This is a genomic window from Streptomyces sp. L2 (assembly GCF_004124325.1).
GTDB lineage: Bacteria > Actinomycetota > Actinomycetes > Streptomycetales > Streptomycetaceae > Streptomyces.
Window position 1 is genome coordinate 3,694,388 of sequence record NZ_QBDT01000001.1, and the last position, 17,435, is coordinate 3,711,822.

Sequence of the window (17,435 nt, forward strand, 5' to 3'; positions counted from 1 at the left end):
GCGCACTCCTCCGGGTGCGGGCGTGAGGATCGGGGCCCGCCGGGGAAGCGGTAACCGCATGAGATTCCTCGTACGCGACCGGATCCTCGGCATCGGTGACGACTGGTGGATCGAGGACGAGCACGGGCGGAAGGTGTACCTCGTCGACGGCAAGGCCATGCGCCTGCGCGACACCTTCGAGCTCAAGGACGCCCAGGGGCAGGTCCTGATCGACATCCACCAGAAGATGCTCGCCCTGCGGGACACGATGGTGATCGAACGGGGCGGTGAGGCCCTGGCCAAGATCAAGCGCAAGCGCCTGTCCCTGCTGCGCAACCACTACCGGGTGTCCCTGGTCGACGGCACCGAGCTGGACGTCAGCGGCAAGATCCTCGACCGTGAGTTCGCCGTCGAGTACGACGGCGAACTCCTCGCGGTGATCTCCCGCCGCTGGCTGACGATCCGGGACACCTACGGCGTCGACATCGTCCGGGACGACGCGGACCCGGCGCTGCTGATCGCGGTGGCGGTGTGCGTGATCCACCTGGCGGAGAAGGAAGGGGAGGAGGACCAGGACGACTGAGCCGTCGTCGCCCGGGTGTCACGCCCGGTGGGGTGGCGGGGCCAAGCCCAGTACGCGGTCCTTCAGGGCCGGGAACTGTTCGCGGGTGGCGGCCACCCTCGCGGTGTCGAGGTCGACCGTGAGGACCTCCTCGTCCGGGCCCGCCTCGGCGAGGACCTCACCCCAGGGGTCCACCACGATCGAGTGACCCGCCTGGGGAACTCCGGCGTGCGTCCCGGCCGTTCCACAGGCGAGCACGAACGCCTGGTTCTCCACGGCCCGCGCCCGGGCCAGCAGCGTCCAGTGCGCGCGCCGCCGTTCCGGCCAGCCCGCGGGGACGACGAGGGTCTCGGCGCCGGCGTCGACGAGGGAGCGGAAGAGTTCGGGGAAACGGAGGTCGTAACAGGTCGCCAGTCCGAGGGCGGTGTCTGGCAGACGCACCGTCACCAGGTCCTGCCCGGCGCCCATGAGCACGGCCTCGCCCTTGTCGAAGCCGAAGCGGTGGATCTTGCGGTAGGCCGCGGCCCGCTCGCCGGAAGGGGTGAAGACGAGCGAGGTGTTGTAGACCGTGCCGTCCGGGGCCCGCTCGGGCACGGACCCGGCGTGCAGCCAGACACCCGCGTCGGCCGCCGCCTTGGCCATCGCCTCGTGCGTCGGCCCCTCCAGCGGCTCGGCCTCCCGGCCGAACTCCTCGTAGGCGAAGGCGCCGGTCGTCCACAGTTCGGGCAGCACCACGAGGTCGGAGCCGGCCTGCTCCCGCACCAGCGCGGCCGCCCGCTGCCGTCGGGAGGCCACCGATTCGCCCTCGTCCACGGCGATCTGGATCAGCGAGGCGCGCACACTACCACCGTCCTGGCATTCGAGTAGTCCATACCGGCCTACGATCGTCACACGAAAGCACTGCCGGGGTGCCTCGGAGCAGCGTAACTTGGGGGTTCTCCCGCGCGGGCGGAGCCGAGCGTGGGAGAGCCGGGCGTGGGGGAGTTCCAGGACACCCTCCGCGTGCGGTCACCGCCCGCCGGCACTGCCGCCGCAACCTGCCCGTGTACCGACCGCCGAGGGGTCCCGTTCCGTGAGTCTGCATCCCACCCTCCAGCCCTACGCCGATGCCTGGACACACTCCATCGAAGCGATATCCGAGATGGTGCAGTCACTCGTCGAGGGCGAGTGGAACCGGCGGACCCCCTGCCCCGGCTGGTCCGTTCGGGACGTGGTCTCGCACGTCATCGGCCTGGACTGCGAGATGCTCGGCGACCCGCGGCCCATCCACACCCTGCCCCGTGACCTGTTCCACGTCACCAACGAGCACCAGCGGTACATGGAGATGCAGGTCGACGTCCGCCGCCACCACACGGCGCCGGAGATGACGTCCGAGCTGGAGTACACCATCATCCGGCGCAACCGCCAGCTGCGGAACGAGTCCCGCGAGCCCGGCACCAAGGTGCGCGGCGCGCTGGGCGCGGAGGTCACCCTGGAACACGCCATGCGGATGCGCGCGTTCGACGTGTGGGTGCACGAGCAGGACCTGCGCACCGCTCTCGGCCGCCCCGGCAACCTGGACTCACCGGGCGCGCACGTCGCCCGGGACCTGCTGCTGGAGGGGCTGCCGAAGGTCGTCGCCAAGGGCGCGGACGCCCCGCGCAGTTCGGCCGTCGTGTTCGACGTGCACGGGCCGATCGAGTTCCTGCGCACCATCCGCGTCGACATCCAGGGGCGCGGCACCCTGGAAACCGCCCCCGCCCTCGGCCCGGCGGCCACCCTCACCCTCGACTGGGAGACCTACGTCCGCCTCGCCTGCGGCCGCGTCACCCCGGACGCGGTCACCGACCGCGTCAAATCAGAGGGCGACCCCACGCTCACCACAGCCATCCTGAACAACTTCACGGTCACTCCGTAACCCCCCGCGACCACCAGGCCACGGTGGGGGCCCCGGCGGGAAGCCGCCGCATGCGTGCGTGCTCTGCCTCACCGGCGCCGGGAGCGATGCCGCGGGGTCGCGCTTCCTCGTCGGCGCGGGGTGCCCGATCCGGCGGAGGCCGGGAGCACTGCCCGGTCGGCGGGGTGGAGCGGACGCCCGGCTGCCACGCGGCGGTGGCGGATGCCCGGCTGCCACGCGACGGTGGCGGAGGACCGGCTGCCACGCGGCGGTGGCGGAGGACCGGCTGCCACGCGGCGGTGGCGGAGGACCGGCTGCCACGCGGCGATGGGGCGAAGGACCGACCGGCGCGACGGTGAGACGGAGGTCCGGCTGCCACGCGGCGGCGGAGGAGGACCGGCTGCCCCGCTGTGGCGGGGCGGATGCCCGGCTGCCACGCGGCGATGGGGCGGAGGCCCGGCTGCCACGCGGCGGGACGCCGAGGGCTTCGCCCCCCGGGGGAAAGCCGCCGGCGGCGAGGACCCCCGCGTGTTGCTCAGCCTGTCTGCCGACTGGAAACGGGTGGTGCGCGGGTGGGAGACCCCCTCGGTTCAAGCAGGCACGTGCACCGTCTCCACCCGGCTCGCCACCCACCGCTCCCGCTCCCGCCGAGCCGCCCGCCGCCGCAACCGCAGAATCTGGCTCACCCCCAGCGCCTGCAGCACGAACACCGCCGAGAACGCCACCCGGTAATCGTCCCCGGTCGCGTCCAACAGCACACCAATCGCGAACAACGTCGTCATCGAGGCGACGAACCCACCCATATTGGTGATCCCCGACGCCGTCCCCTGACGCTCCGCCGGATTCGCGGGCCGTGCGAAGTCGAACCCGATCATCGACGCCGGCCCACACGCCCCGAGAACCGTGCACAGCACCACCAGCAGCCACATCGGAGCATGCGCCCCGGGATACGCCAGCGTCCCGGCCCACACCCCCGCCGTCGCCGCCACCGTCCCCAGCGCCAGCGGCAGCCGCGCCGCCTGATGCCGGGCGACGACCTGCCCGTACACCAGCCCGACGACCATGTTGGACAGCACCACCAGCGTGAGCAGCTCACCGGCCGTGGCCCGGCTCAGCCCCTGCGCCTCGACCAGGAACGGCATGCCCCACAGCAGCAGGAACACCATCGCCGGGAACTGCGTCGTGAAGTGCACCCACAGACCCAGCCGGGTCCCCGGCTCCCGCCAGGACGCGGCGATCTGCCGGCGGACGTAGGCCGCGCCCTGGTGCGGGAACGGCTCGGGCTCATGGCCCTCGGGGTGGTCCTTCAGGAACAGCACGACGAGAACGAAGACGACGACCCCGGCCAGCGCGCTGCCCGCGAACGCCGCCGTCCAGCCGAGCCCGTGCAGCAGCCGGGCCAGGACGAGGGTGGAGACCAGATTGCCCGCCATGCCGATCAGCCCCGCGAGCTGCGCGACCAGCGGCCCGCGCCGGGCCGGGAACCAGCGCGTGCCGAGCCGCAGCACGCTGATGAAGGTCATCGCGTCGCCGCAGCCGAGCAGCGCCCGCGAGGCGAGAGCCGTGCCGTAGGAAGGGGAGAAGGCGAAGCCCAGCTGCCCGGCCGTGAACAGCACGGCGCCGATGCTGAGCACCCGCTTCGTGCCGAGCCGGTCGACCAGCAGGCCCACGGGTATCTGCATGCCCGCGTACACCAGCAGCTGGAGGATGGAGAACGTCGACAGCGCGGAGGCGTTGACATGGAAGCGGTCCGCCGCGTCCAGACCGGCCACCCCGAGGGACGTACGGAAGATGACGGCGACGAAGTAGACGGCGACCCCGAAGGTCCACATCACGACGGCGCGGCGGCCGCCCGGGGGATCACCCGGCAGAGTGGTGCCGTTCACCGGACCTCACCCCGCGCGAGGTGCGAGAACCAGCTCACGTGCCGGTGCACGACCCCCACGGCCGCCTCGGCGTCGCCGGAACGCAGCGCGTCCAGGATCTCCCCGTGCTCGGCGAGCGTCTTGGCGATCCGGTCGGGGTGGGAGTGCATGACGGCGACGCCCATCCTGAGCTGGCGGTCGCGCAGCTGGTCGTAGAGGCGGGAGAGGATCTCGTTGCCGCCGCTGCGGACGATCTCGGCGTGGAAACAGCGGTCGGTGACCGCCGCGGCGGCGAAGTCACCGGCGGCGGCCTGCGCCTTCTGCTTCTCCAGCAGCTCGGTGAGCCGCTCGACGAGCCCCGGCGGGGCGGGTACGGCCTTCCGCGCGGCATGCGCTTCGACCAGCAGCCGGGTCTCCACCACGTCGGCGATCTCCTGCGCGGAGACGGGCAGGACCAGCGCCCCCTTCTTCGGGTAGAGCTTGATCAGCCCCTCGACCTCGAGGCGGAGCAGCGCCTCGCGCACCGGCGTGCGGGACACGCCGACGGCCTCCGCCAGCTCGCCCTCGGTCAGGAGCGTCCCGCCCTCGTAGCGGCGGTCGAGAACGCCCTGCTTGACGTGGGTGTAGACGCGGTCTGCCGCGGGGGGCTGCTTGACGGCCGTATTCATGCCGACAGGATAGATACAACACGTACACATGCGGTGCCCCAGTCCACCATGCGGACATACGGCGACCCTCCCGGTCCGCGACCGGCTCGGCGAGGGGACCCGCACGGCACCGGTACGGCACCCGCACGGAACCCGTACGGAACCCCCCTCAGCGAGCGCACAACCTTTTGTGCTACTTACGTGTCACACAGGTGCGGCCCCACTCTCTTCAGACCTCAACTCGGCCGCACGCCAGGGGCATTCAAGATAATCGGGGTACATCACGTTGATTACCGGCATTAAGGGCACCCGCCTCCGCAGAGCCGCCGCCGTCGCCGTCACGTCCGGCGCGCTGGTCGCCACGGGAGCCCTCACCGCGGCGCCCGCACAGGCCGTCGCGGCGCCCTCGATCGTGGCCAAGGGCGGCTACATCATGAACAACGCGAACGCCAAGTCGCTGTTCAGCAAGGCGGCGGACACCAAGCGTTCGACGGGCTCCACCACCAAGATCATGACGGCCAAGGTGGTGCTCGCGCAGCCCCACCTGAACCTCGACTCCAAGGTCACGATCCAGAAGGCCTACAGCGACTACGTCGTCAAGAACAACGCCTCCCAGGCCCACCTGATCGTCGGCGACAAGGTCACCGTCCGCCAGCTCCTGTACGGTCTGATGCTGCCGTCCGGCTGCGACGCCGCCTACGCGCTCGCCGACAAGTACGGCACCGGCACCACCCGCGCCAAGCGCGTCGCCAACTTCATCGGCAAGATGAACGCCGCTGCCAAGAGCCTCGGCCTGAAGAACACCCACTTCGACTCCTTCGACGGCATCGGCAACGGCTCCAACTACTCGACGCCGAAGGACCTGACGAAGATCGCCAGCAGCGCGATGAAGAGCGCCACGTTCCGCTCGATCGTCAAGACCAAGAAGTACACGGCCAGGACGATCACCAAGACCGGCGGCACCCGCGTCATGTCGCCGTGGACCAACACCAACGGTCTGCTCAGCAGCTACAGCGGCACCATCGGCGTCAAGACCGGCTCCGGCCCCGAGGCCAAGTACTGCCTGGTCTTCGCCGCCACCCGGCACGGCAAGACCGTCATCGGCACCGTCCTCGCCTCCTCCTCCATCGCCCAGCGCGAGTCGGACGCGAAGAAGCTGATGAACTACGGCTTCGCCAAGCTCGGCTGACACCACCACGGATCCCTTCCGGGGCCCGCCGCACTCCAGCGGCGGGCCCCCGGCACGCCACCCGGCCGCCCCGGACCAAGAGCCGTGCACGGCAGGCGCCGCGTGCGCCCTAGGCTGTCCCCGACATGGACGACACTCAGGGCAGCAGCGGTACCGAGCCGCCGTGGGAGACCGCCGCCCCACTCGTCCGGGCCGCACAGGCCGGCGACGCCCTCGCCATGGACGAACTGCTCGCCCTGGTGACGCCGTACGTGACCCGGCTCTGCCGGCCCATCGCCCCGCACGAGGCCGCCGACGCCGTCCAGGAATCCCTCGTGGCGGTCTTCAAAGGCCTGCGCGGCCTGCGCGACCCCCTGGCCCTCTACGGCTGGGTCCGCACCGTCACCGTCCGGGAGGCCGTACGCGTCGCCCGGCGCACGGCCACCGAGGAGCCGGCCGACCCCGCCGACCTGGCCCGCCTCACCGGCCTGCACACGGACGCCGGCACCGAACTCCCCGCCGACGTACGCGACGTCCTCGCCCGGCTGCCCGTCCAGCACCGCGCGGTCCTGGTCCTGCGCGAGCTGGAAGACCTCGATGAGGCCGCCGTCGCCGACCTGCTCGGCGTGCCCACCGGAACCGTCAAGTCCCGGCTGCACCGGGCCCGTTCCTCCTTCCGTAAGGCGTGGTCACGATGAATGCCGATCCCCTGCTGCGCCTGCGGGTGCTGGCCGCCGGCCTGCACGCCGGGCTGTACGCCGAGGAGCACATCGCCCTGCCGTACGAGCGCGTCTGGGCCGTGGCCTCCGACCTGTCCGGCGAACTACCCCATCTCATCCCCTTCCTCCGTGAGTTCCGCGTCCCGCCCGGCGACGCCGACCGCGTGCCGGCCCTCGCCGTGGGCCGTTCCGGCGTGCGTGCCCCCTTCGAGGTACGGCTCGCCCCCGGCTGGTGCCTCATGCAGTCCCGGCTGATCGTCGGCGGCATGGCGGCGGTCCCCGAGGGCGACGGCACCCGCTTCGCCGTCCTCGGCGCGACCCGCCCCGCCCCACTGCGCCCGGCCCAGTGGCTCTACGGCCGTGTGCTCGGCGAACGGCGCGGCCGGGCGTTCGTCCACCGGGTCACCGAGCGGGCGGCGTCACGCTGATCTCGGAGGCCGCGACTCCGAGGAACCGAAGAGTTCCCTCAGCGCGTCGGCGACCTCCCCCGGCCGCTCCTGCGGCAGGAAGTGCCCGGCGCCGGGCACCACCCGCACGGTCAGGTCGTCGGTATACGCCTCACCACCATCCAGCAGGGCCGGCGGTATGACGTTGTCCCGTTCCCCGCCGAGCAGCAGGGTCGGCACGGTCAGCCGCTGCCGCCGGTGGGTGCCCCGCAGGAGCGCCGGGATGTCGCGGAGCACGTACTGCCAGAACATGGCCTGTCCGGCAGCGGCACTCTCCCGGGTCGCGGCGGCGTACTCCGCGAGTTCCGTCTCCTCCCACACCGCCGGGTCGGCGACCTGGTGCCGCAGCAGGAACCGGGTGAACGCCGGCCAGTGCCTCAGCACGGCCCGCCCCAGCACCGGATACTCGACGAACGCCGTGTACCACATGCGCCACAGGTTCGGCAGCACCACCCGGTGCCGCGGCCACGGGTGGGACATGTTCAGCGCGAGGTATCCGGTGAACCGCTCCGGCGCCCGCAGACACAGCCGGAAGCCCAGGTGTCCGCCCCAGTCGTGCCCGACGAGCCCGACCCGCTCCAGCCCGAGCGCGTCCAGCAGCGCGAGGGCGTCGTCGGCCAGCGCGTCCATGTCGTAGCCCCGCGCCGTCCCCTCCGACCAGCCGAACCCCCGGAGGTCCGGGCAGACGAGCCGGTACTCCCCCGCCACCAGTTCAGCGGCCCGGTGCCAGGCGTACCAGTGCTGGGGGAAGCCGTGCAGCATCAGCAGCGGGGTGCCGGTGCCGTACTCCGCGATGTGCAGTCGAGCGCCCCGTATCTCCTTCCAGTCGTGCCTGACGCCCGTGTCCCCGGGCATGAGCCGCTCGGACGGCGGCACAGTGCGCGATGCCATGGGTGGGCCCCTCTCGGTCCGCCGCGGTCCCCCGTCGGGTCCGCGTCGCCGGGCCAGGAGCGGGGCTCCGTGCGAAAGGTTCCCTCGTTTCCCTCCTTTTCTCTTCTCGTCCGGAGCGGCGCGCGCTCGTCCACCGATCCCTACGGGAGCCGGTCGTAGGTCCTGAAGGTGTACGAGGCGTCGTAGGACAGCAGGTTCCCGGTCGCCGCCGGCAGGCCGAGCCGTCTGGCCAGCGCACGGGTCAGGGGACCGCAGTGTTCGGGGGCGGGGGCGGTGAAGGTGTCGTCGTACGCCGAGAACTCGATGACCGGGGGATCCTGGGACACCCACTTCGAGGGTCCTGACCGCTTCGCCTGGAAGTCGACCGGCTCGCCCCCTCCTATCAGGCAACTCTGCGGCAGCAGGGGGCTGAGGAGCCGGAAGCGCAGGCTGAGCTGCCCGGTGTAGAAGTCGGACCGTCCGCCGTACTCCGGCTGTATCGCCAGCCGCAGAGCCGGGACACGGTCTCCCGCGCGTGTTCCGGTCAGCCCTCCCGGCACGGCCGCCGGCGCGCTGTGCATCCCGCCCCACACCTGGCCGTTGCTGCCGTCCGGCATGGGCCCCTCGGCATGCGTCATGGTGAGCGGGGCGAGCGTCACCCTCACCTTGCCCAGGGTCAGCTCGGGCGCGGCCGTGTGCACTTCACATCTCCAGCGGGCCGGGTCCACCCCCTCGGGCAGTGGCGGGCAGTCACCGAACTGGGACGCGGATCCGGCGGCGGGCCGGGCGGTGACGGCCGGCGCGGCGGACGCGGTACCCGACGCCCACACCCCGGTCGCGCACGCCATGAGCGCGGCACCGGCGACGGCGACGGCACGGCGGCCAAGAGAGGAACGGTCAAGAACGGCAGTGGATTTCGACATGTCACCAGCGTGCCGTCCGAGCACCAGCGGCCACATCGGTGACTCCCCCGGCTCACCCCCGAGACCACCCTGACGTGCCGTCAGGGTCCTACCCCTGACGGCGGTTGGCAGGGCTCTCACGCAGGGAAGTTGGGGCCAATGGCGGTGGAGTCGGGTGAATCAGGAAATCTTCACTCGCATGCGTGAATATCATCTTTGCAGCTGGCATATTCGATTTTCTCCGCTCTACGTTCCGCAGCGGAGGTGGTTCACATGAACGAACCCAGCAAGCAACCCAATTCAGCCGAGCGGTACGAGGCGATCGACGTCAGCGACTTCGTGTACGCGGCCACCGGGGCCCGGGTCCGGAGGCTGACCATGCCGGACGGGGCTCACTGGTTTCCGGCGGTGGATGTGTGCAAGGAACTTGGGCACACAAACTCTCGACAGGCTCTCGCGGATCATGTTCCCGGGCCGCACCGAGAGATTCTCGAGACCGTAACTGGAGCTTACGGTCTCAGCATTCCCGCAGGTAGAGAGTGGCGCCGAGACCTGAATGTCATCTCTCTGCAAGGTCTCATCCTGCTCGTCAACGCGTGCACCAAACCCGCGTGCGCGCCCTTCAAGCAGTGGGTCGCCGAAGTCATCGAGACCGTTCAGCGCGAGGGTTCCTACTCGCTGGACGAGGCCGAGGTGCAGTCCCCCGACCCGACCGCGCCCATCGCGTACGCCATGCCGGAGCAGGTCGCCGAGGCCATCGTCCGGCTGGAGGCGCACAACCTTCAGGTCGACGAGGACCTTGCGGTCGCACAGCGTGAATCGCTCGCCGTACAGAAGGAACTGCTGTCCACGCAGCAGGAATCACTCACCATTCAGCGGGAGACACTGACCGTTCAGAAGGACTCCCTCGCGCTTCAGCAGGCCTCGCTAGCGGTTCAGCAGGCCGCGTTGGTCGCTCAGGAGGCCATGGCTCGGGCCATGGCACGGATCGCCGACCGGCTCGACTCGTTCGTGGTGGCGCCGCCGGCTCCGGCGGCTCGGCCGGAGGGGCGGCCCGCCAAGCCCACCACCGAGTCCGTGCTGGCCGACTGGCGGCGGCGGTTGTCGGTGACCGAGGACGTGTGGACGGTGGCCGTGGTGATCGCCCCGGTGCTGGTCGAGCGGGGTGAGCTGCGCGAGCCGCTGGAGTCGATCGCGGCCCGGACCGGTCTCACGGTGCACCGGGTCAACGAATGTCTCCGGCTGCTGCACAAGCACGCCTGCATCCGCTCACGGGGCGGGGCGGAGGACGGGGCTCCGGTGTATGTGCTCAACCTGAGCTGAGACAAGGAAAAAGGGCGGCCGCAAGACGAATTTGCGGCCGCCCTTTCACGTGTCAGAGATTACCGGTCCACGGCCCTCACGCCCAGGTGATCAGCCTCTTCGGCTGCTCAAGGATCGCCGCCACGTCCGCCAGCACCTTGGAACCCAGTTCGCCGTCGACCAGGCGGTGGTCGAAGCTCAGGGCCAGCGTGGTGACCTGACGGGGCTTGATCTTGCCCTTGTGGACCCACGGCTGGAGCTTGATCGCACCGACCGCGAGGATCGCCGACTCGCCGGGGTTGAGGATCGGCGTACCGGTGTCGACGCCGAAGACGCCGACGTTGGTGATCGTCACCGTGCCGCCCTGCATGGCGGCGGGGGACGTCTTGCCGTCGCGGGCCGTCGCCACCAGTTCACCCAGGGCCTCCGCGAGCTGCGGGAGCGTCTTGGCGTGCGCGTCCTTGATGTTCGGCACGATCAGCCCCCGCGGGGTGGCCGCGGCGATGCCCAGGTTGACGTAGTGCTTCTGGACGATCTGCTGGTTGGCCTCGTCCCAGGACGCGTTGATCTCCGGGTTGCGCTTGATGGCGACCAGCAGAGCCTTGGCGATCAGCAGGAGCGGGTTGACCCGCAGGCCCTGCATGTCCTTGCCCTGCTTCAGCTCCTCGACGAGCTTCATGGTGCGCGTGACGTCGACCGTCACGAACTCCGTGACGTGCGGCGCGGTGAAGGCGGAGCCGACCATCGCCGCGGCCGTCGCCTTGCGGACGCCCTTGACCGGGACACGGGTCTCGCGCGCGCCGTCGTACGTCGCCACCGGCGCCGGTGCCACGGGCGCGGCGGGGGCCGCGGCCGGGGTCACGGCCGCCGGCTCGGCGGCCTTCGGGGTAGCGGCCGCGTGGACGTCCTCGCGGGTGATGACGCCGTCCGGCCCGGACGGGGTGACCGCGGCGAGGTCGACGCCGAGGTCCTTGGCCAGCTTGCGCACCGGCGGCTTGGCCAGCGGACGGTCCTGCGCGGGAGCAGCGGGAGCCGCGGGCGCGGCGGCAGCGGCTCCGTGGCCGTTCAGCTCGGCCTGGACCGCCTGGGCCGCAGGGGAGGCCGCGGGCACGGTGACGCCGGGGCCCTTGCGGGGGCGGCGCTTGGTGGAGGTGGTCGCCACGCCGTAGCCGACGAGGACCGGCTGGCGGCCTTCCGGCTTGGGCTCGTCCTCCGAGCCCTCCGGCGCCGCCGGCGCGGCGGGCTGCTGCGTCTCGGCCTGCGGCTGTGCGGCCACGGGCTGATCGGCCGCGGGGGCGGCCGCGCCGCCGCCCGCCACGTCCACCGCGATGATGGACGTGCCCACGTCGACCGTAGTGCCCTCGGGGAAGTGCAGCTCGCGGACCACGCCGTCGTAGGGGATGGGCAGTTCGACGGCCGCCTTGGCGGTCTCGACCTCGCACACCACCTGGCCGTCGGTGACCGTGTCACCCGGCTGGACGTACCACTTGAGGATCTCGGCCTCGGTGAGTCCCTCGCCCACGTCGGGCATCTTGAACTCGCGTACGGAAGCTTCCGTCATCGTCGTCACGAACCCTCTCCTCAGTACGCCAGGGCACGGTCGACGGCGTCGAGCACCCGGTCCAGCCCTGGCAGGTACTCCTCCTCCAGGCGCGCCGGCGGGTACGGCGCGTGATAGCCGCCGACCCGGAGCACCGGCGCCTCCAGGTGGTAGAAGCAGCGCTCGGTGATCCTCGCGGCGATCTCCGCGCCGGAGCCGAAGAACACCGGTGCCTCGTGGACCACGACCAGGCGGCGGGTCTTCTCGACCGAGGCCTGGACGGAGTCGAAGTCGAGCGGCGAGACCGAGCGCAGGTCGAGGACCTCCAGGGACTTGCCCTCCTCGGCCGCCGCGTTCGCGACCTCCTGGCACAGCTTCACCATCGGGCCGTACGCCGCCAGGGTGAGGTCGGTGCCCTCGCGGACCACCTGCGCCTTGTGCAGCGGGGCCGGGATCGCCTCCCGGTCCACCTCGGCCTTGTCCCAGTAGCGCCGCTTGGGCTCGAAGTAGATCACCGGGTCGTCGCTCTGGATGGCCTGCTGCATCATCCAGTACGCGTCCGACGCGTTGGAAGGGCTGACGATCTTGAGCCCGGACACGTGCGCGAACAGCGCCTCGGGGGACTCGGAGTGGTGCTCGACCGCGCCGATGCCGCCGCCGTAGGGGATGCGGACGACGACCGGCAGCTTGATCTTGCCCAGCGAGCGGGCGTGCATCTTGGCCAGCTGGGTGACGATCTGGTCGTACGCCGGGAAGACGAAGCCGTCGAACTGGATCTCCACCACCGGGCGGTAGCCGCGCAGGGCCAGGCCGATGGCGGTGCCGACGATGCCGGACTCCGCCAGCGGGGTGTCGATGACACGGCTGTCGCCGAAGTCCTTCTGGAGGCCGTCCGTCACACGGAACACGCCGCCGAGCTTGCCGACGTCCTCGCCCATGACGACGACCTTGGGGTCCGTCTCCAGGGCGCGGCGGAGCGATTCGTTGATGGCCTTGGCCATCGCCATCTTCTCGGCCATCAGTGACCCCCTTCATCCGCGAACGACGCCTGGTAGGCGGCGAACTGCGCTCGCTCCTCGTCGACGAGCGCGTGCCCGTCCGCGTACACGTTCTCGAAGATGGCGAAGTGGTCCGGGTCGGGCATGGCGCGGACCGCTTCGCGCACTCGTTTGCCCAACGCCTCGGACTCGGCCTCAAGTTCCGCGAAGAATCCCTCGTCCGCGTGGTTTGACGCCTCCAGGAACCGGCGAAGGCGCAGGATCGGGTCCTTCGCCTCCCAGGCGGCACGCTCGTCGTCGTGGCGGTAGCGGGTGGGGTCGTCGGAGGTGGTGTGCGCGCCCATGCGGTAGGTGTACGCCTCGACCAGGGTGGGGCCCTCGCCGGCGCGCGCCCGCTCCAGCGCCCACTGGGTGACCGCGAGGCAGGCCAGGACGTCGTTGCCGTCCACCCGGACGCCCGGGAAGCCGAAGCCCTGCGCGCGCTGGTACAGCGGGACGCGGCTCTGCTTCTCGGTGGGCTCGGAGATCGCCCACTGGTTGTTCTGGCAGAAGAACACGACCGGCGCGTTGTAGACCGCGGAGAAGGTGAACGCCTCGGCCACGTCGCCCTGGCTGGAGGCGCCGTCGCCGAAGTAGGCGATGACCGCCGAGTCCGCGCCGTCCTTGGTCACGCCCATGGCGTAGCCGGTGGCGTGCAGGGTCTGGGAGCCGATGACGATCGTGTACAGGTGGAAGTTGTTGCTGTTGGGGTCCCAGCCGCCGTTGTTCACACCGCGGAACATGCCGAGCAGGTTGGTCGGGTCCACCCCGCGGCACCAGGCGACGCCGTGCTCGCGGTAGGTCGGGAAGACGTAGTCGTCGTCGCGCAGCGCCCGCCCGGAGCCGATCTGGGCGGCCTCCTGGCCGAGCAGGGACGCCCACAGGCCCAGTTCGCCCTGGCGCTGCAGGGCGGTGGCCTCGGCGTCGAAGCGGCGGGTGAGCACCATGTCGCGGTACAGGCCGCGCAGGTCTTCGGGGGTGATGCCGTCGACGTAGCCGTCGTACTCGGCGTTGGCGATCCGCTTGCCCTCGGGCGTCAGAAGCTGCACGAGCTCGGGGTCGGTGCTCTTCTTCGCGGTGCTGCGGGTGGTGCGCTTGGTGCCGGTGGTGCCGGCCTTGCCTGCGGCGCTGCGTCGCGGCTTACGCGCGGCACTGCTCTCCACGGTCACGTGTGCTCCTCCGTCGGTCCGGCCCCCGGGGTTGCCGGTGGGCCAGTGCGGCTCACCTGTTTCCGACCACCGGGCACGGGGTGGGTGCCACTCGGCCGGGAACAGGCGTGACAGGTGCCCCGGCGAGCGCCCTGCGACTTTTACGTTACCCAGTGCGCCACATTTCTGTGAAACCCCTCCTGACCTGCCATTTTGCTTGGATTTCCAAGTAAATCGGCCGGCGCCGGAAGGGCCCTGGTCACAGCCTTGCAGGAGGCCGGAGCTACGGCACGTTATCCCGGCCACCCCGGGCACGGGAAGAGCCGACTTGTGACATCGACCTCGGGGGCGAAGGGTGAAATGTCCGGGTATTACCGCTCTACGGCCCCGAACCCACAGGTGCGCATTCCGGCCACCGGTCCGCACCGGAACGAAATCTCCCGGCACTCACCCACGAAGAGTCACCTCGTGACCAAAAGCGATCAGTGGTGGCTGTCTGTGACACCCCGCAGCTCAGGGGCGCCCGTCTTGCCCTAGCATCTGCCGCGTGCCGCGCCCCTGTGTACCACCCCTCGCAGCGCACGCGCCCCCTGTGAGCGCCCTCCTGCGCCTCTACTCCGCCGGTACGGCCGTCTCGTGCGAGCCCGTCGACCTGGGCCTGCTGAACCGCGCATACCGGCTGTGCACGACCCGCGGCCACTATTTCCTCAAGCACCACTCCGATCCGGACACCGCCGACCCCGAGTCCATCGAGCGCCGGCACCGGGCGACCGAGCGGCTGGCCGGCCTCGGCGTCCCGGTCGCGCTCCCGCTGGCCCAGCGGGACGGCCGTACGGTGGCCGTCGTCGGGGGCCACGCCTACGCGCTGCACCCCTGGATCGACGGCGGACACCGGCACGGCGGACAGCTCACCCGCAGCGAGAGCGCACGCCTGGGGGCGTTGCTGGGCGCCGTGCACGCCTGCCTGGAGCGCGTGATGCCGCCCAAGGGGCGCACACGGCCCGCCACGAGCCCCCATCCCGTGGAGAGCCCGGACCCCGCGGACACCTTCGCCCTGATCGACGACCTGCTCGACCGGGTCGGCCGCCACCGGCCCGGCGACGCCTTCGACACACTCGCCCGGCAGCGGCTCCTGGAACGGCGCGCCCTCCTGGAGCAGCACCTGGGCCGGCGACCCCCGCGCGGCGGCGCGGTGGGCTGGGTGCACGGCGACTTCCACCCGTTCAACCTGCTCTACAAGGAGAACGCCCCCGCCGCCATCGTCGACTGGGACCGGCTAGGCGTGCAGCCGCGCGCGGAAGAGGCCGTACGCGCGGCCGCGATCTTCTTCCTGCGGGCGGCGGGGGCACTGGACCTGCCCAAGGTGCGGGCGTACGCGCGCGCGTACCGGCGTGCCAGCCGCGCCACCCCGTCCGAGCTGGCGGCCGCCGTGCACCGGGTGTGGTGGGAACGCCTGAACGACTTCTGGATGCTGCGCTGGCACTACGAGCGCGGCGACACGCGTGCGGACTGCCAGTTCCCGGCCGCCTCCGCACTCGTCGCGTGGTGGACGCGCGCGTACGAGGCGGTGTGCGAGGCGTTCACGGAGTGAGGGGGTCGGCGGGCATTCAGTCGAGCGAGCGCGGACTCGAAGGGGTCACAGACCCGCGGTGTCGCCCGTGGTGTCCCCGTCGCCCCCGTCATCGGGCGCGCTGCCCGTAGCCGGTGACGACGGCTCCGAGGGACTGGTCTCCGGGCTCGACTCGCCGCCTCCCGTACTCGGCGTGTCCGACGGCTCGTCGCTCGGCTCCGTGCTCTCCGACTGGGACGGGGTGTACGACGGCTGGTAGGACGGCGGCTGCTGCTGTCCGGTGCTTGGGTCCGTCTGGTCGTCCGTGTTCGTGTCGGTGGGCTGGTCGGTGTTCTGGTCGGACGGCGTCGAGTCGTCCGTCTCGTGCTTGGTGGCCTTGGAGTGGGTCTGCGTCGGCTTCGTGTCCGTGCCGGTGCCGTGGCCGCCGGTGTTCTGGAAGGCGAACGCGACTCCGGCCGCGATGGCGATCACCGCGAGCACCGCGAGGATCCACAGCTTGCCCCGGCCGCTGCCCTTGTTGCCGTGCCCCTCGAAGCCGCCGTCGTCGCCGCCCCCGTAGCCGTGCGGCAGCATCGGCTGCGGGATCTGCGTGGTGCCCGAGGCGTCCATGGGGTGCGGCATGACGGTGGTCCCGGCGAAACCGGCCGCCGGGGTGTGCCGGCCGTCGTGCACGGCCACCGGTCCGGTGTTCCAGGTTCCGGTGTGGCCGCCGGCCTCGTACAGCATCTGCAGGCCGTACTGGACCAGGCCGCGCATCTCCTCGGCGGTCTGGAAGCGGTCGTCGGGCTCCTTGGCGAGGGAACGCATGACGAGGCCGTCGAGTTCCGGCGGGCAGGCGCCGTCCGAGGTCTGGGACGGCGGCACCGGCGGGTCCTGGACGTGCTGGTAGACCACCGAGAGCGGGGTCTCGCCGGTGAAGGGGGGCCGCAGCGCGAGGAGTTCGTAGAGGAGGCAGCCGGTCGCGTACAGGTCGGAACGGTGGTCGACGGCCTTGCCGAGCGCCTGTTCCGGGGACAGGTACTGGGGCGTGCCCATGACCATGCCGGTCTGCGTCATCGTCGTCGAAGCGCCGTGCAGGGCGCGGGCGATGCCGAAGTCCATCACCTTCACCGCGCCGTTGTGCGTGATGATGACGTTGGCGGGCTTGATGTCGCGGTGCACGATGCCGTGCTGGTGCGAGTAGGCGAGCGCCTCCAGCACACCGGAGACGATGATCAGAGCCTGCTCGGGGCCCGGTGCCTCGGCGTTCATCAGCAGGTCGCGGATGGTGCGGCCCTCGACCAGCTCCATCACGATGTACGGCACGGACTGGCCGCCCACCACGTCCTCACCGGAGTCGTACACGGCGACGATCGCGTGGTGGTTGAGCCCGGCGACGGACTGGGCCTCGCGCGTGAAGCGGGCCTTGGAGACCGGGTCCTCGGCCAGGTCGGCGCGGAGCAGCTTGACGGCGACCGTACGGCCCAGGCGCACGTCCTCGGCGGCGAACACCTCGGCCATGCCGCCGCGGCCCAGCCGGTGGGTCAGCCGGTACCGGCCGTCGCCGACGAGCCCGCCGTTGCCCCACATCTCGGGTGTCTCAGACATGCCGCCGCCAGTCGCCTCGGGGTCGGACGGGCCCTGGGCGCTGTGCGTCTGTGCCATCGGTCCTCGCCGTCGTTTCTGCCCGCGGTACGCGCGGTGTTGTACGGGTCTCCGTCGGCCACGCTACAGCCTCCGCGCAAGCCGCCGGTCCGGAACCGGCTGCGGGAATCGGCCCGGAACCGGACCGGCCATGAAACCTCCAGCACGCGCTGTCGTGCAA

The 17,435-nt window shown here is 71.2% G+C and carries 16 protein-coding genes; 7 read left to right on the top strand and 9 right to left on the bottom strand.

Annotation, left to right across the window (positions count from 1 at the left end; all coding sequences use genetic code 11):
- Positions 1 to 58: 58 nt before the first annotated feature.
- Positions 59 to 562 carry an LURP-one-related family protein gene (locus tag DBP14_RS16100; protein ID WP_129307890.1) on the top strand — a complete coding sequence of 168 codons (504 nt, stop codon included), beginning with the start codon at positions 59 to 61 and terminating at the stop codon, positions 560 to 562.
- An 18-nt stretch (positions 563 to 580) separates the two neighbouring features.
- On the opposite strand, the gene DBP14_RS16105 is transcribed toward DBP14_RS16100, so the two are convergent.
- A complete protein-coding gene (locus DBP14_RS16105) occupies positions 581 to 1,381 on the bottom strand; it encodes a carbon-nitrogen family hydrolase (RefSeq protein ID WP_129307891.1) in 801 nt (266 codons plus the stop codon).
- Between the two features lie 232 nt (positions 1,382 to 1,613).
- Here DBP14_RS16105 and DBP14_RS16110 point away from each other — a divergent pair, with 232 nt between their 5' ends.
- A complete protein-coding gene (locus tag DBP14_RS16110; RefSeq protein ID WP_129307892.1) occupies positions 1,614 to 2,438 on the top strand; it encodes a maleylpyruvate isomerase family mycothiol-dependent enzyme in 825 nt (274 codons plus the stop codon).
- A gap of 569 nt (positions 2,439 to 3,007) precedes the next feature.
- On the opposite strand, the gene DBP14_RS16115 is transcribed toward DBP14_RS16110, so the two are convergent.
- Both DBP14_RS16115 and DBP14_RS16120 read right to left on the bottom strand, forming a co-directional pair.
- The gene (locus tag DBP14_RS16115) at positions 3,008 to 4,249 is read right to left on the bottom strand and encodes an MFS transporter (RefSeq protein WP_241741244.1); all 1,242 of its coding nucleotides are present in this window, start codon (positions 4,247 to 4,249) and stop codon (positions 3,008 to 3,010) included.
- Positions 4,250 to 4,299: 50 nt separating this feature from the next.
- On the bottom strand, positions 4,300 to 4,950 hold the full coding sequence (locus DBP14_RS16120) for a GntR family transcriptional regulator (protein WP_129307894.1): 651 nt from the start codon (positions 4,948 to 4,950) through the stop codon (positions 4,300 to 4,302).
- Between the two features lie 265 nt (positions 4,951 to 5,215).
- On the opposite strand from DBP14_RS16120, the gene DBP14_RS16125 reads away from it, so the two are divergent.
- The 3 genes from DBP14_RS16125 to DBP14_RS16135 all read left to right on the top strand — a co-directional run bounded on the left by DBP14_RS16125 (position 5,216) and on the right by DBP14_RS16135 (position 7,244).
- Complete coding sequence (locus DBP14_RS16125) at positions 5,216 to 6,118, top strand: D-alanyl-D-alanine carboxypeptidase (RefSeq protein WP_129307895.1); 903 nt, start codon at positions 5,216 to 5,218, stop codon at positions 6,116 to 6,118.
- A gap of 125 nt (positions 6,119 to 6,243) precedes the next feature.
- A complete protein-coding gene (locus DBP14_RS16130; protein WP_129307896.1) occupies positions 6,244 to 6,795 on the top strand; it encodes an RNA polymerase sigma factor in 552 nt (183 codons plus the stop codon).
- Positions 6,792 to 7,244, top strand: a complete 453-nt coding sequence (locus tag DBP14_RS16135; protein WP_129307897.1) for a hypothetical protein — start codon at positions 6,792 to 6,794, stop codon at positions 7,242 to 7,244. Before DBP14_RS16130 ends, DBP14_RS16135 begins: the two co-directional genes overlap by 4 nt.
- Here DBP14_RS16135 and DBP14_RS16140 read toward each other — a convergent pair.
- On the bottom strand, positions 7,236 to 8,153 hold the full coding sequence (locus DBP14_RS16140) for an alpha/beta hydrolase (RefSeq protein ID WP_129307898.1): 918 nt from the start codon (positions 8,151 to 8,153) through the stop codon (positions 7,236 to 7,238). The two genes, DBP14_RS16135 and DBP14_RS16140, sit on opposite strands and share 9 nt — an antisense overlap.
- A gap of 140 nt (positions 8,154 to 8,293) precedes the next feature.
- Positions 8,294 to 9,055, bottom strand: coding sequence for a hypothetical protein (locus DBP14_RS16145; protein ID WP_129307899.1), 762 nt, complete (start codon positions 9,053 to 9,055; stop codon positions 8,294 to 8,296).
- A gap of 252 nt (positions 9,056 to 9,307) precedes the next feature.
- Here DBP14_RS16145 and DBP14_RS16150 point away from each other — a divergent pair, with 252 nt between their 5' ends.
- Positions 9,308 to 10,357, top strand: coding sequence for a Bro-N domain-containing protein (locus DBP14_RS16150; RefSeq protein ID WP_129307900.1), 1,050 nt, complete (start codon positions 9,308 to 9,310; stop codon positions 10,355 to 10,357).
- Positions 10,358 to 10,433: 76 nt separating this feature from the next.
- On the opposite strand, the gene DBP14_RS16155 is transcribed toward DBP14_RS16150, so the two are convergent.
- From DBP14_RS16155 to pdhA, 3 genes are read right to left on the bottom strand one after another with little or no spacing between them, the layout of a single operon-like run.
- Complete coding sequence (locus DBP14_RS16155; protein WP_129307901.1) at positions 10,434 to 11,906, bottom strand: dihydrolipoamide acetyltransferase family protein; 1,473 nt, start codon at positions 11,904 to 11,906, stop codon at positions 10,434 to 10,436.
- Between the two features lie 11 nt (positions 11,907 to 11,917).
- Positions 11,918 to 12,895, bottom strand: coding sequence for an alpha-ketoacid dehydrogenase subunit beta (locus tag DBP14_RS16160; RefSeq protein WP_129307902.1), 978 nt, complete (start codon positions 12,893 to 12,895; stop codon positions 11,918 to 11,920).
- Positions 12,895 to 14,082, bottom strand: a complete 1,188-nt coding sequence (gene pdhA, locus DBP14_RS16165) for a pyruvate dehydrogenase (acetyl-transferring) E1 component subunit alpha (protein WP_129307903.1) — start codon at positions 14,080 to 14,082, stop codon at positions 12,895 to 12,897. Before pdhA ends, DBP14_RS16160 begins: the two co-directional genes overlap by 1 nt.
- Positions 14,083 to 14,653: 571 nt before the next feature.
- Here pdhA and DBP14_RS16170 point away from each other — a divergent pair.
- Positions 14,654 to 15,652: a phosphotransferase gene (locus tag DBP14_RS16170; RefSeq protein ID WP_129307904.1), complete on the top strand. Its 999-nt coding sequence runs from the start codon at positions 14,654 to 14,656 to the stop codon at positions 15,650 to 15,652.
- A 45-nt stretch (positions 15,653 to 15,697) separates the two neighbouring features.
- Here DBP14_RS16170 and DBP14_RS16175 read toward each other — a convergent pair whose 3' ends face one another.
- A complete protein-coding gene (locus tag DBP14_RS16175) occupies positions 15,698 to 17,275 on the bottom strand; it encodes a protein kinase (protein ID WP_206739277.1) in 1,578 nt (525 codons plus the stop codon).
- Positions 17,276 to 17,435: the final 160 nt, after the last annotated feature.

Bases quoted from the DNA above. Each gene is read 5' to 3' on its own strand.
- DBP14_RS16120 (WP_129307894.1), bottom strand. From the start codon at position 4,950: ATGAATACGGCCGTCAAGCAGCCCCCCGCGGCAGACCGCGTCTACACC.
- DBP14_RS16115 (WP_241741244.1), bottom strand. From the start codon at position 4,249: ATGTGGACCTTCGGGGTCGCCGTCTACTTCGTCGCCGTCATCTTCCGT.
- DBP14_RS16175 (WP_206739277.1), bottom strand. From the start codon at position 17,275: ATGGCACAGACGCACAGCGCCCAGGGCCCGTCCGACCCCGAGGCGACT.
- DBP14_RS16145 (WP_129307899.1), bottom strand. From the start codon at position 9,055: ATGTCGAAATCCACTGCCGTTCTTGACCGTTCCTCTCTTGGCCGCCGT.
- DBP14_RS16135 (WP_129307897.1), top strand. From the start codon at position 6,792: ATGAATGCCGATCCCCTGCTGCGCCTGCGGGTGCTGGCCGCCGGCCTG.
- DBP14_RS16140 (WP_129307898.1), bottom strand. From the start codon at position 8,153: ATGGCATCGCGCACTGTGCCGCCGTCCGAGCGGCTCATGCCCGGGGAC.
- DBP14_RS16100 (WP_129307890.1), top strand. From the start codon at position 59: ATGAGATTCCTCGTACGCGACCGGATCCTCGGCATCGGTGACGACTGG.
- DBP14_RS16150 (WP_129307900.1), top strand. From the start codon at position 9,308: ATGAACGAACCCAGCAAGCAACCCAATTCAGCCGAGCGGTACGAGGCG.
- DBP14_RS16130 (WP_129307896.1), top strand. From the start codon at position 6,244: ATGGACGACACTCAGGGCAGCAGCGGTACCGAGCCGCCGTGGGAGACC.
- DBP14_RS16160 (WP_129307902.1), bottom strand. From the start codon at position 12,895: ATGGCCGAGAAGATGGCGATGGCCAAGGCCATCAACGAATCGCTCCGC.